This is a genomic window from Rathayibacter sp. AY1F4, assembly GCF_002931775.1.
Lineage (GTDB): Bacteria > Actinomycetota > Actinomycetes > Actinomycetales > Microbacteriaceae > Rathayibacter.
The window spans coordinates 200383-212884 of sequence record NZ_PSVE01000003.1 but is presented as its reverse complement, the minus strand read 5'-3'; the positions used below and the strand labels follow the sequence as shown (position 1 = coordinate 212884).

Here is a 12502-nt window from a genome sequence, read left to right as displayed (position 1 = left end):
AAGCAGCCGCCCGCCCCGCCCTCGTCCGCGTGGATCGCCGGCGTCCGCGGCTCCGGCTTCACGCTGCTGGTGATGGGGATCATGATCCTCGCGGTGGTCGTGCTCGCCCCGAGCATCAAGAACTTCGTCGAGCAGCGCGCCGAGATCGCCGAGTTGCAGCGCTCGGTCGACGCGGCCAAGACCCAGGCGCAGAACCTCGACGAGCAGCGCACCCGCTGGTCCGACCCGGCGTTCATCCGCGCGCAGGCCCGCGAGCGGCTGTACTTCGTGATGCCCGGCGAGGTGAGCTACCTCGTGCTCGACGACGTGACGCTCGCCCAGCAGGCGCAGCAGCCCGCGAGCGACACGGTGCAGGAGACCCCGAGCGACTGGGCCGGATCCCTGCTGTCCTCGATCGCGGTCTCAGGCCTCGGCGAGCCGACCGCCGATGAGCTGACACCGACTCCGTAGCTCCCGCCCGACCCCGTCGCTCCCGCCCGGCCCCGCGTACACTGGAGCGTCCTCCCGGCCGTCCGTCCTCTGGAGCCCCCGTGACCACGCCCCCCTTCGATCCGCCGTCCGAGCGCGACATCGCGGTCGTCTCCGCCCAGCTGGGCCGTCCCGCCCGGGACGTCGTCGGGATCAGCGCCCGCTGCGTCTGCGGCGACCCGACGGTCGTCTCCACGAGCCCCCGCCTGTCCGACGGCACGCCGTTCCCCACCTTCTACTACCTGACCCACCCCGCCGCGACGGCCGCGATCTCGCAGCTCGAGGCCACCCAGGTCATGGTCGAGTACAACGCGATGCTCGCCGAGGACGAGGAGCTGCGCGAGGCGTACGCCGCTGCGCACCGGGCGTTCCTGGCCGACCGCGAGAGCGTCGGCTCCGTCCCCGAGATCGCGGGCATCTCCTCCGGGGGCATGCCCTCGCGGGTGAAGTGCCTCCACGCCCTCGCCGCGCACGCCCTCGCGGCGGGCCCCGGCGTCAATCCGATCGGCGATCTGGCCCTGGCCCGCGCCGACTGGTCTCCCGAGCGCTGCGCCTGCAGGCCGCTCGACGCGTAGCCGCTCCTACCGGAGCCACGGAGGCGCCACCACCGGCGCGCTCTTCGCTAAGCTGATTCCCAGTCGGGGTCAGTGCTGCCCACCGCATCGAGAGCGGGCACTTCGCATTGCGTGAGGGTGTTCGCATTGTCCATCCCTCTTGGAGAGTCAACCGTGCCCAGAATCCTGATCGTCGGAGGCGGCTACGCCGGCTTCTACACCGCGTGGAAGCTCGAGAAGCAGCTCCGCCCGCACGAGGCAGAGGTCACGATCGTCGACCCGCTGCCCTACATGGCGTACCTGCCCTTCCTCCCCGAGGTCGCCGCGGGGTCGATCGAGCCGCGCCACGCGATCGTCTCGCTCCGCCGCCACCTCAAGAAGACCGCGATCCTCGCCGCCAAGGTGACGAAGATCGACCACGCGAACCGCACCGCGACGATCACCCCGACCGTGGGAGAGCCCTACGAGTTCGAGTACGACCAGATCGTCGTCACCGCCGGCTCCGTCTCGCGCACCTTCCCGATCCCGGGCGTCGCCGACAACGCGATCGGCCTGAAGACGATCGAGGAGGCGACCGCGATCCGCGACCGCATGCTCACGAACTTCGACAAGGCAGCGTCGCTCCCCGCCGGCCCCGAGCGCTCGCGCCTGCTGACCGTCACGGTCGTCGGCGGCGGGTTCGCGGGCATCGAGGTCTTCGCCGAGCTGCGCTCCTTCGCGAGCGCGCTGCTCAAGCGCTACCCCGAGATCGACTTCGAGGAGACGCAGTTCCACCTCATCGAGGCGATGGGCCGGATCATGCCCGAGGTCGCCCTCGAGACGAGCCACTGGGTGCTGAAGAACCTCGACCAGCGCGGCGCCACCGTGCACCTCGACACGCAGCTCAAGTCGGCCGAGAACGGCGTCATCCAGCTGTCGACGGGCGAGAGCTTCGAGTCGGACCTCATCATCTGGACCGCGGGCGTCATGGCGAACCCGTCGATCAAGAACTCCGACCTGCCCATCGAGGAGCGCGGCCGCCTGCGCGTGCGCGCCGACCTCCGCGTCGGCCACGACGACGTGCTCGTCGAGGGCGCCTGGGGCGCCGGCGACGCGACGGCCGTCCCCGACCTCACCGGCGGCGGCGTCGGCGGCTTCTGCGTGCCGAACGCCCAGCACGCCGTCCGCCAGGGCAAGCTCATGGCCAAGAACATCACCGCGGTGCTCCGCGGCGAGGAGCCGGTCGACTACGTGCACAAGAACCTCGGCGCGGTCGCGGGCCTGGGCATCGGCATCGGCGTGTTCCAGTCCGGCAAGATCGCCGTGAAGGGCTTCCCCGCCTGGGTGATGCACCGCGGCTACCACGGTCTCGCCATGCCCTCGTGGGAGCGCAAGTTCCGCGTGGTCTGGGGCTGGTGGAACAACCTCTGGCTCGGCCGCGACATCGCCTCGATCGAGGCCCGCGAGTACCCCCGCGGCTCCTTCGAGACCTACGCGTCGCGTCCGCGTCCGGCGGCCCCGGCCGCCGAGGCTCCGGCCGCGCAGGCCCCGGCGCAGATCCCCGGCCAGGCCGGTGCTCCGGTCCCGGTCGGCGGCGAGCCCGCCAAGTCCTGACACCGCCGCCGGGAGGATCGCTCCTCCCGGTGGTCGCCCCCATAGCCCAATCGGCAGAGGCAGACGACTTAAAATCGTCTCAGTCTGGGTTCGAGTCCCAGTGGGGGCACCTCTCACCACACGTCCGACGCGCGGACGCTCGCCGCGTCCTGGCTAGGCGGCGCGTGCGTGAGCGCTGCGGCCGGCGGGCTCGAGCAGAGCAGGGTCGAGCAGAGCGGCCTCGAGGGCCTCGGTGATCTCGCCCGGAGTGCAGTCGGCGCAGAGCACGACGAGCTCCTCCTCGGCGTCGCGGCCGCCGGAGCGGTCGAGGACGACGGCGTCGGTTCCGCAGAGTGCGCATTCGATCATGCGGGTACCGTACGTCCGACCTCCGACATCCCCGCTGCAGTGCCTCGGCGCGTCCCCAGCGCGTCGCGCTCCCGACCCGGCCGGGGCGTGCCCGCAGGGCGGATCGCGCCGAGGCACTGCATCCGCGAGCGGGAGGACAGCTCTCGCGAATCGGATGTCCGTCCAGCGGGCCCGCGCCGCCTCGCCTAGAGTCGTGGGCAGGCGGTTCCGCGCCCCGGCTCGAGCGCCGCGGGCGGTGAGGCGCCCGGTCCACGGCGGGCGCCGGCAACGGCTCCGCTTCTCGTGCCCGCGGGCACCGTCATGCACCGCCCGGCGACGGGCGGCCGGGAGGCCCCCATGGGGAAGCTGCTCTACGGAGCCTCGGGAGTCGAGATCGAGTTCGACGACCGCACGCTCACGCACGTCCAGATCGTCATCGCCAACAAGCTGCGCCGTCGCGAGAGCTTCTTCTTCTCCTGGCGGGACGACCCCGCCGTCGGCGACGGCCGCTCGAGCATCTGGCTCGACCCCTCCGTGCCCCTCTACTTCAAGTACTTCGGCGGTCGGGTCCCCTCGATCAACCGCACCTGGATCGACCTGCTGACCGTCTCGGCGAATTCGTCCGGCGGGCTGCAGCTCGTGCAGGAGCCGGACGCCGCCCCCACCCCGCCGCCGAAGGGCGAGCAGGGCGCCTGACCCCCACCAGCCACGCCCCGGAGAAGAGCCCCATGCAGCGCGACGTCTCGGCCCACCTGACCCTCGACGTCGCGGCTCCCGCCGCTCTCGTACTCTCGATCGCGGTGGCCGACGCCTACGGGGCCGAGGAGTCGCTGACCCTCAGCGTCGACGGCCGTCCTGTCGCCGCTCGTGAGGTGATCGATCAGCACGGCACCCGGCTGCACGTCCTCGACGCTCCGGTCGGCCACCTCGTCGTCGACTACTCCGCCCGCGTCCTCGGCCGGCTCGCGCCGCTCGAGGGGGAGGAGGTGGACCGGCTGCGGTATCTGCGGCCGAGCCGCTACGCGGAGTCGGACGTGCTGTGGGCGACGGCGCGAGCGGAGTTCGCCGGTCTCGCCGGGGCGGACCTCCTGCACGCGGTGAGCTCCTGGGTCGGGACACGGCTGGCGTACGTCCCCGGTTCGAGCCTCCCGACGGACGGGGCCGAGCGGACGCTGCTCGCGCGCCGCGGGGTCTGCCGCGACTTCGCGCACCTGGTCGTCGCCCTCCTCCGGGCGCTGGACGTGCCCGCCCGCCTCGCGGCCGTCTACGCGCCGGGGCTGGCGCCGATGGACTTCCACGCGGTCGCGGAGGCCTGGGTCGAGGGGGAGTGGCGGGCTGTCGACGCGACGACGCTCGCGCCGCGCTCGACCCTCGTGCGGATCGCGACAGGTCGCGACGCGGCCGACACCGCTTTCCTCGGCGTCTACGGCGGCATCGCGACGCTGCGCGAGCTGACGGTGAGCGCCGTCGTCGACGTGCTGCCGGACGACGATCTGGACCGGCCCGTCTCGATCGGCTGAGCGGGCCGCCCGGCCGGCTACTCGGACTCGACGAAGCGCCGCCAGGCCCAGATCGACGTGCACACCGCGGTGAAGGCGACCACGGCGAAGAGCACCGGTCCCGCGCCCCCGTCGCGCGACCAGGAGGCGATCGTCGGGGTCAGCAGCACGAACAGCACAGTGGTCGCGAGGAGGGTCAGCCCGAGCCAGAGCAGCGGCGACCACTGCAGGATGCTGCGGCCGGCCGGGCGCCCGACCGGGAACAGCAGCACCACGCTCGAGCCGACCGAGATCAGTGTCGTCGCGCTCAGCACCTCGGCGGCCAGGACGGAGCCGAACGTCCCGTCGGGCGGGATGACGGCGGAGGCTCCCCAGGCGAGTCCGGCGAGTCCCAGCAGCGAGACGACGCGGACGGTCGCGAGCTTCGCCCGGTCGACGACGGACGTGCCCTCGGGGAGGACGAGGCCGATCACCACCCCGAACAGGAGCGCGGGGTCAAGCCCCGCGAAGCGCGAGACGAGGGCGGCCGCCGCGACCAGCAGCAGGGCGCGGGGAGCGGCGACGACGCCGATCCCGCGGAGGCCGATGCGCCGGCCGACCAGGGCCGGCACGGCGGCGGCGACCGCGTTGACGACGGCGACCGCCACGATGACGGCGATCAGCAGCCGCAGATAGGCCGGCTGTCCGTCGACGCGCCCCGAGAGCAGGACGAGTCCGGCCGCGCAGCCGATCATCCCGACGACCATCAGGCGGGGGGAGACGGGACCGGCGTCCGGCTTGTCGTCGTACTCGACGGCGGCGCGGTTGCGCCCGGTGAGGTGCCAGCTGCGCTCGGCGCGGGGGGCGCGACCGGCAGCGGCCAGGCGGGCCGGCACGACGACCAGGACGAGGGAGAGCAGAGCGAGGGCGAGCGAGCGCATCCAGTCGGCCATCGAGACGACGGGCGAGCCGGCGGTCAGCGCAGTGGTCATCCCGGTCGCCGAGCTCCAGCCGCCGGGAGCCGACCCGGCATCGGGAGCGGGTTGCGTCGGCACGTCTCCGCCGCCCTGATCGGGGGCGGGGACCGGAGCCGCGGTGGGATCGCCACTCGGCTCCTCCTGCGGCGCGGGCGCGGTCTGCCCGGGCCGCGCGGGGGCCGCGGTGGCGGTGGGCGAGGCGCTGCTCGGAGCGGGAGCGGCGGCAGTGCCGGTCGCCGTGGGGGAGGCTCCGGGAGCGGTCGGGGCCGTCGCGCTCGGCGTGACGGTGGGGGCGGTCGTCGCCGCCGCGAAGGTCACGTCGATCCACGGGCTCGGCGGGCTGTAGTTGCCGGCGCTGTCGCCCGCGATGGCGGAGACCCGGTGCGGGCCCGCCGCGATCGTGCCGCCCGTGCAGCTCCAGGCGCCTCCGCTGACCGCCGCATCGCAGGTGTTGACGCGGTCGACGTAGACGTAGGCGCGGGTGCCGTCGACGCCGGTCCCGGAGTAGGAGGCGCCGCTGAGCGGGAGCGCGGCACCGTCGGACGGCGAGCTCAGGGCCGGGGCGAGCGGAGCGGCGGTGTCGACCACGAGGGTCACCGGCGCGCTCGCGGGCGAGGCGGCGCTGCCGGCGAAGGAGGCGGTCTGGGTCGCGGTGACGCGGTAGCTGCCCGGCGCGGGAGTCGGCGCCAGCTGGCAGAACCAGGCGCCGCTGGAATCGGCGGGCGCCAGGCACGCCGCACCGCCGTTCGAGACCGCGGCCACGCTCGCCCCGGGGTACGCCGTGCCGCGGACCGAGCCCGCGGAGGTCGCCGAGCCGTCGACCGACTCGATGACGGGGGCGCTGAGGACGGCGATCGGGACGGCGGCCGAGGTGGTCCCGCCGCCGGCGAGGAGCTCCACCGCGACCAGGGTCGCCGGCCCGTCGTCGAGGGAGACGGCGCAGCTCCAGCCGCCGTCGGGGCCCGCGGTGGTGATGCAGAGGGGGTCGCCGCCGCCGCGGAGCCCGATCTGCACCTGGTCCCCGGCCGTCGCCGTGCCGGTGACCGTCGTCGCTCCCGTGCTGAGGACCGCGCCGGAGGAGGGAGCGGTGATCGCGAGAGCGGCGGCCTGCGCGGCCGGAGCGGCCAGGCCGGAGACGGAGGCGACGGCCGCGAGGAGCACCAGCAGCAGGGCGGCCGTGCGCCGCGGGGATCGGCGGAGTCGGGGCACCGGCACGACCGGTGAACCCCCCGGTACTGCCACGTCGACGCCCGATTTCACGATGCGTCCATTGCACGGGGGCAGGGGGGAGCTGTCAAGCGCGCCGCACCACTGTTCCCGGATGTACACCATCCGGAGGAGGCGTCTCAGCCGGTCGGGGGAGTCGGGGAGGTCCGGGAGAGCGCTTCCGCGAGAATATACCCGTCGATCAGATCCGGAGGACAGTGGAATGCGCGAAGACGAGGCCCGCGGGCGCGATCGGCGGGAGGTGCGCGTCGAGGCTGCGCGCTTCGACGATCCGCGCGAGCTGGGCGCACTCCTGCCGCCGGGCCTGCGCATCGGACTGGCGCAGAGCGCCTTTCAGACGGAGGGCTCCCTCGAGACGGGCGGCCGTGGCCGGTCGGTGTGGGACGACTTCGCGCTGCGACGGGGGACGATCGCCGAGGAGGCCACTCCCGAGATCGCGACGGACTTCCTCCTGCGCTGGCGCGAGGACCTCGCGCTGCTGGTCGATCTCGGCGTCGACGAGCTCCGGCTCTCGGTCTCGTGGCCCCGGCTGCAGCCCGACGGCCGCGGGCCGATCGACCGCGGAGGGCTCGGCTTCTACGACCGCCTGCTCGACGGGCTCGCCGAGACGGGGATCCGGGTCGCGCTGACCCTGCACCACCGCGACACCCCGTCGGCGCTCAGCGGCGGCTGGATGAACCGCGACACCGCGTTCCGCTTCGGCGATCTCGCCTTCGAGCTCGGCGGGCGGTTCGGCGACCGGGTCGCCGACTGGATCACCCTCGACCAGCCGTCGACGGTGATGCTCGAGGGCTACGCGCTCGCGCGGCAGGCGCCGGGCGCCGGCCGGCTGTTCAGCGCCCTGCCTGCGCTGCACCACCAGCTCCTCGGGCACGGCGTGGCGCTGGAGGCGCTGCGGGCGGCGGAGGTGACCGGGAGGATCGGCCTCGTCGACGCGCTCGCGCCGGTCGAGCCCGCCTCGGACGACGACCGGGACCGCGCCTTCGCCTCCCTGGCGGACGTCCTGCGGAACCGCCTGGTGGCCGACGCCGTGCTGACCGGGTCCTACCCGGTCGGACCGGAGGAGCTGCCGCCGTTCCTCGGCGCCCTCGCGCAGGCGGATCCGGTCGACCTCGCGCGCATCTCGGCTCCGCTCGACTTCTACGCGGTCGCGCCGCTGCCGCCGCTGCGGATCGTGGCGGGCCGCGACCCGGCGCTGCCGACCGGGGTGGGCGCTCCTCCCGCGCTCCCCTTCCACACGGCGCCCTGGCCGGAGCTGGACCGCACGGGCGACGGCTCGCCGGTCGCACCCTGGGCGGTGGTCTCGGTGCTGCGGTCCCTCGTGGAGCGCTACGGCGACGCCCTGCCGCCGCTGGTGGTGACCGCGCTCGGCGCGAGCTACCCCGACGAGCCCGATCGCGAGGGTGCGATCGTCGACACGGAGCGGATCCGCTGGCTCGGGGCTCACCTGGCCGCTCTCGCCGAGGCCGTCCACGACGGACTGCCGGTGGAGGCCGTGCAGCTCTGGACCCTGGTCGACGCGTTCGAGTGGCAGTACGGCTACAGCCGCCCGCACGGGCTCGTTGCCGTCGACACGCGCAGCCGGGACCGCGTGCCCAAGGCGTCGTTCGACTGGCTCCGGCGCGTCCTCGACGCCCGCTCCTGACGCGGGGGCGTGCGAGACTGCCGCCGTGCGCAGCCTCCTCGCCCTCGCCTCCGTCCTCCACGCCGACCCCGCCCCGGTGCTCGCCGCCCTCGCGGACGTCCTCGCCGCCGACGGCGCCTACGAGCGGCGGGGGAGCGGGCTCGAGCGCCGACTCCCCGTGCTCGGCGTCGAGCAGTGGCGGGTCCTGGCGGACGAGGAGGGGGCCCGGGTCGAGTGCGAGCTGGTCGCCGCACCCGCCTCGTCGGCGCTCGCCGGCGTCCTCCTCCGGCGGCGGATCCGCGAGGCGCCGGACCGGTTCCGCGCGGTCGTGACCGCGGTCGCCGACGCGGTGGAGTGACGCTCCGGGGACGCCCGCGCATTCCCCGTTCGGGGGGCGCGGGCGCTCGCCGCTGTTGTCTACCGATGACGGGACGGGGCTCGGCGCCCCGCCCACCGGACAGCTCGGAGGAGCCAGAGGCAGATGGCAGGAACAGGGATGAACAAGGGTCGAGGGGCGCGCGGCAGTGACGACGAGATCGTCTACCGCCGCCACGCGAACGGACGCGGCATGGTCGCTCCCGGATCGCGCGTCTCGGCGACCGCGTACGTGGAGACCGGCGCCTACGTGGAGCCCGGCGCGACCGTGGGCGAGCGCGCCTGGATCGGCGCGGGCAGCTGGGTCGACCGCGACGCCATGATCGGGCACAGCGCCTTCATCGGCGCGAACGTGCACGTCGGGCCCGAGGCGATCATCGGACCGGGGGCGCGGATCGGGAGCTACTCCCGCATCGGACGCTCGGCCGTGATCGCGACCGGCGCCCGCATCGACCGCGACACCGTGGTGCCCGACGGCGCCCGGAAGGGCATCGACGAGGCGAGCGAGAGCGGCCGCCGCGCGGCCTGACCCCCACGACCCTGTTCCGCCGGCTCCCCGGAGCGGCGGAATAGGGTCGTTCCATGTTCGAACTCCACCACCTCAGCGCCCAGGAGCAGTGGGACTGGCTGCAGCGCGGAGAGGTCACGCCTCTCGAGCTCGCCGATCACTACCTCGCCCGGATCGAGCGGTGGAACGGGGAACTGGGCGCCTTCGCCACGGTGACCGCCGATCAGGCGCGGGAGCGGGCGTCATCGCTCGGCACCGGGCCCGGCACCGCTCCGCTCTGGGGCCTGCCGAGCGGCGACAAGGACCTCTGGCGGCGCGCGGGCGTGCGGACCGCATTCGGATCCCGGCTGCGCGAGCACCACGTGCCCACCGCCTCCGACGAGATCGTCGAGGTGCTCGACGAGGCGGGAGCGGTCAGCCTCGGCAAGACCGCGGCGCCCGAGTTCGGGATGCCCTCCTACACCGAGACGCGGATCGGCCCGCCCGCCGTCACGCCCTGGGACACCCGCCTCGGGGCCGGCGGATCCAGCGGAGGAGCAGCGGTCGCCGTCGCGGCGGGACTGCTGCCGTTCGCCCCCGCCTCGGACGGCGGCGGGTCCATCCGCATCCCCGCCGCGGCCTGCGGCCTCGTGGGACTGAAGCCCTCCCGCGGACGCGTCGCCGCGCTCTCCGGCATCGGCGGGGTCGGCGGCCTGACGGTCGCCGGGCCGATCACCCGCTCGGTCGCCGACGCGGGCCTCCTGCTCGAGGGCATGCTGGAGCGGACGAACGGTCGCCTCCCGCAGCGCTGGTCGCTCGGCGCGCCCGGTGACGGCGACGGCTCGTTCCTCGGCGCCGCGGTGCGCGGAGAGGGGCGCTTCCAGATCGGCGTGCTGACGGACTCGCCCTGGGACGAGGAGTACGAGATCGCTCTCGCTCCGGAGGCGCGCGCCGCGCTGAACGAGGGGATCGCCGCGCTGGCCGCGCTCGGCCACGGGCTCGAGGAGGCGTCGCTGCCCCCGAGCGCCGCGTACCCCGCCGCGTTCCGGACGCTGTGGCAGAGCGGCGCGGCGACCCTGCCCGTCGAGGGCGCGGACCTCGATCTGCTGGAGCCGCTGACCCGCTGGCTGGTGGAGGAGGGACGCCGGCGCTCCGCCCGCGAGATCGTCGAGGCGGCGTCCTGGCTCTCGGGCTACGAGCGCGCGGTGATCGCGGCGTTCTCCGGCGTCGACGCGGTCCTGACGCCGTCGCTGGCGATGACGCCGCGCCCCGTCGGCTGGTACGACCTCGAGGATCCCGAGCGCAATTTCGAGCAGCAGTGCCTCTACACGCCGTACACGTCCTTCGTGAACGTGAGCGGCCTCCCCGCGATCACCCTTCCGCTGAGCACCACGGAGGAGGGCCTGCCGATGGGAGTCCAGCTGATCGGGCGACCCGGCGGCGAGGCGACGCTGCTGGCGATCGGCGCGCAGCTCGAGCGGCGAGCGCGCTGGCAGAGGCGGCACCCGCCGCAGTGGTGACGGGGGAGGCCGCAGCGGTGACGGGTCCGGGCGCGGCCGCACGGCGGATGGTCAGGGTCCGGCTCTGGTCACTGAGGTAAGCCTTGCCTATACTCGAACACGATGTGCATGTTCGAGGACCGCGACGGCTCCGCGCCGGTCGACGTGAAGCAGTTCCTGATCGCGGGCGACGAGACCGTCGTGCCGTGGATCCAGAGCATCCTCGACGCCCTCCCCGCGAACGCCCGCGGCCAGGTCTTCGTCGAGGTCGACGACGCGCGCGGACTGCCGCCGCTCGCCGCCCCCGGACGGGTCTGCGTCATCTGGCTCGGCCGCTCCGAGCGCTCGGGCGCCCCCGGCACCGGTGAGCGCTGCTCCCGCGGAGTCGCGCTCGACCGCGCGGTCCGGGCCTGGGTCGGCGAGATGTCGGTCGTCGACGGCGACTACCCGTGGGCCGACGGCCGCCACGACTTCTGCGCCTGGATTGGCGGGGCCGGCCCCGTCGTCGCCGAGCTCGCCGCCGACGTCGAGGCGCGCCTGCGCACCTCCGCCGAGCACGCCGCGCGCTGACCGTCCGCCGGGCGTCCCGGCTGAGTGTTAGGCAAGGCTTACCTTCTGTGCGAGACTGAGGCGATGCCTCCGACGACCGCCGCCCCCGCCCGACCGGCCTACCGGCCGTACCTCGCGACCGTCGCCGCAGCGACCCGGATCGCCCCGCACTTCATCCGCGTGACCCTCACCGGCACCGGCCTCGACCACGTCGGCTGCACCGGCCCCGACCAGCGCATCAAGCTCGTCGTCCCCACCGCCGCCTCCGACGCCCCCGCCTTCCTCGCCTCCGTCTCGGACCCCGACGGACCCGACGGACTCGACCCCGACTGGTACGGCCGCTGGCGACAGCTCCCCGACGAGCTCCGGAACCCGCTCCGCACCTACACCATCCGCGCCGTCCGCCCCGAGGACGCCGAGGTCGACATCGACTTCGCCGCCCACGGCGACACCGGACCGGCCGCCGCCTGGGTCGAGAGCGCCCGCGCCGGCGACCAGATCGTCATCATCGCGCCCGACACGCGCTCCGACCTCCCCGGCGGCGGAGTCGAGTTCCACCCCGGCGCCGCCACCTCCCTCCTCCTCGCCGGCGACGAGACGGCCGTCCCCGCCATCGCCGCGATCCTCGAGAGCCTCGACGACGACGCCACCGGGGCCGCGTTCCTCGAGGTCCCCACCGCCCACGACCGCCTCCCGCTCCACCACCCCGCCGGCGTCCACATCACCTGGATCGTCCGCGCCGACGCGGCAGCCCCCGGAGCGGCCCTCGGCGACGCGGTCCGCGCCTGGGCCACCCGCTTCCTCACCGCCCACCACCGCGGCGTGGACGTCAGCGACATCGACGTCGACCACGAGATGCTCTGGGAGGTCCCCGACGAGAGCACCGACCCCGGCCTCTACGCCTGGATCGCCGGAGAAGCCGGCGCCGTGAAGCTGATCCGCCGCTGCCTCGTCACCGAGCTCGGGCTCGACCGGAAGCGGGTGGCGTTCATGGGGTACTGGCGCCTCGGCCGCCAAGAGTCCAACTGACCCGGAGCGCCGCAGGGCGACGTTCTGCGGCGTTGTCGTCGGGCGCGACGCCGGTATCGCTTCCTCCTCCGCCTTGCAGAACGACGCCCTGCGACGCTCCGGGCACTGCTCGTAGAGGTGCGGCGCGCCGGGGGCGCGACCGCGGGGGACAGCGCGCCGCACCTCTACGAGCAGTGCCCGGAGCGTCGCAGGGCGACGTTCTGCGGCGTTGTCGTCGGGCGCGACGCCGGTATCGCTTCCTCCTCCGCCTTGCAGAACGACGCCCTGCGACGCTCCGGGTCAGTTGGACTCTTGGCGGCCGAGGCGCCAGTACCC

The 12502-nt window shown here is 74.3% G+C and carries 13 protein-coding genes and 1 tRNA gene; 12 read left to right on the top strand and 2 right to left on the bottom strand.

The window, feature by feature from the left end; genetic code table 11:
- The 4 genes from C5C59_RS02940 to C5C59_RS02925 all read left to right on the top strand — a co-directional run.
- Positions 1-450 (top strand): septum formation initiator family protein (locus tag C5C59_RS02940; protein WP_104251219.1); only part of this gene is annotated, 450 nt, incomplete at its 5' end.
- An 80-nt stretch (positions 451-530) separates the two neighbouring features.
- Entirely contained in the window at positions 531-1043 is a 513-nt protein-coding gene (locus C5C59_RS02935) for a DUF501 domain-containing protein (RefSeq protein WP_104227430.1), read from the top strand.
- A 153-nt stretch (positions 1044-1196) separates the two neighbouring features.
- Complete coding sequence (locus C5C59_RS02930; protein WP_104225019.1) at positions 1197-2615, top strand: NAD(P)/FAD-dependent oxidoreductase; 1419 nt, start codon at positions 1197-1199, stop codon at positions 2613-2615.
- A gap of 35 nt (positions 2616-2650) precedes the next feature.
- A tRNA-Leu gene (locus C5C59_RS02925) sits at positions 2651-2724 on the top strand.
- A 44-nt stretch (positions 2725-2768) separates the two neighbouring features.
- On the opposite strand, the gene C5C59_RS02920 is transcribed toward C5C59_RS02925, so the two are convergent.
- Positions 2769-2963 (bottom strand): hypothetical protein, encoded by a 195-nt coding sequence (locus C5C59_RS02920; RefSeq protein ID WP_104239591.1) that lies wholly within the window; start codon positions 2961-2963, stop codon positions 2769-2771.
- Positions 2964-3299: 336 nt separating this feature from the next.
- On the opposite strand from C5C59_RS02920, the gene C5C59_RS02915 reads away from it, so the two are divergent.
- Positions 3300-3638, top strand: coding sequence for an ATP-dependent DNA ligase (locus C5C59_RS02915; protein WP_068211888.1), 339 nt, complete (start codon positions 3300-3302; stop codon positions 3636-3638).
- A 32-nt stretch (positions 3639-3670) separates the two neighbouring features.
- On the top strand, positions 3671-4462 hold the full coding sequence (locus C5C59_RS02910) for a transglutaminase family protein (protein ID WP_104239592.1): 792 nt from the start codon (positions 3671-3673) through the stop codon (positions 4460-4462).
- A 17-nt stretch (positions 4463-4479) separates the two neighbouring features.
- On the opposite strand, the gene C5C59_RS16970 is transcribed toward C5C59_RS02910, so the two are convergent.
- On the bottom strand, positions 4480-6606 hold the full coding sequence (locus tag C5C59_RS16970) for a hypothetical protein (protein WP_181134810.1): 2127 nt from the start codon (positions 6604-6606) through the stop codon (positions 4480-4482).
- Between the two features lie 220 nt (positions 6607-6826).
- Between C5C59_RS16970 and C5C59_RS02905 the strand changes: the two genes are divergently transcribed.
- The 6 genes from C5C59_RS02905 (at position 6827) to C5C59_RS02880 (ending at position 12187) form a co-directional block, all read left to right on the top strand.
- On the top strand, positions 6827-8269 hold the full coding sequence (locus C5C59_RS02905; RefSeq protein WP_181134809.1) for a glycoside hydrolase family 1 protein: 1443 nt from the start codon (positions 6827-6829) through the stop codon (positions 8267-8269).
- Positions 8270-8294: 25 nt separating this feature from the next.
- Complete coding sequence (locus tag C5C59_RS02900) at positions 8295-8606, top strand: hypothetical protein (RefSeq protein WP_104227427.1); 312 nt, start codon at positions 8295-8297, stop codon at positions 8604-8606.
- Between the two features lie 138 nt (positions 8607-8744).
- Positions 8745-9152, top strand: coding sequence for a transferase (locus tag C5C59_RS02895; protein WP_104334124.1), 408 nt, complete (start codon positions 8745-8747; stop codon positions 9150-9152).
- 53 nt (positions 9153-9205) lie between these two features.
- Positions 9206-10630, top strand: coding sequence for an amidase (locus tag C5C59_RS02890; protein ID WP_104239692.1), 1425 nt, complete (start codon positions 9206-9208; stop codon positions 10628-10630).
- A 102-nt stretch (positions 10631-10732) separates the two neighbouring features.
- Positions 10733-11179, top strand: coding sequence for an SIP domain-containing protein (locus tag C5C59_RS02885; RefSeq protein ID WP_104239693.1), 447 nt, complete (start codon positions 10733-10735; stop codon positions 11177-11179).
- A 63-nt stretch (positions 11180-11242) separates the two neighbouring features.
- On the top strand, positions 11243-12187 hold the full coding sequence (locus tag C5C59_RS02880) for a siderophore-interacting protein (RefSeq protein ID WP_104239694.1): 945 nt from the start codon (positions 11243-11245) through the stop codon (positions 12185-12187).
- The last annotated feature ends 315 nt before the right edge of the window (positions 12188-12502 follow it).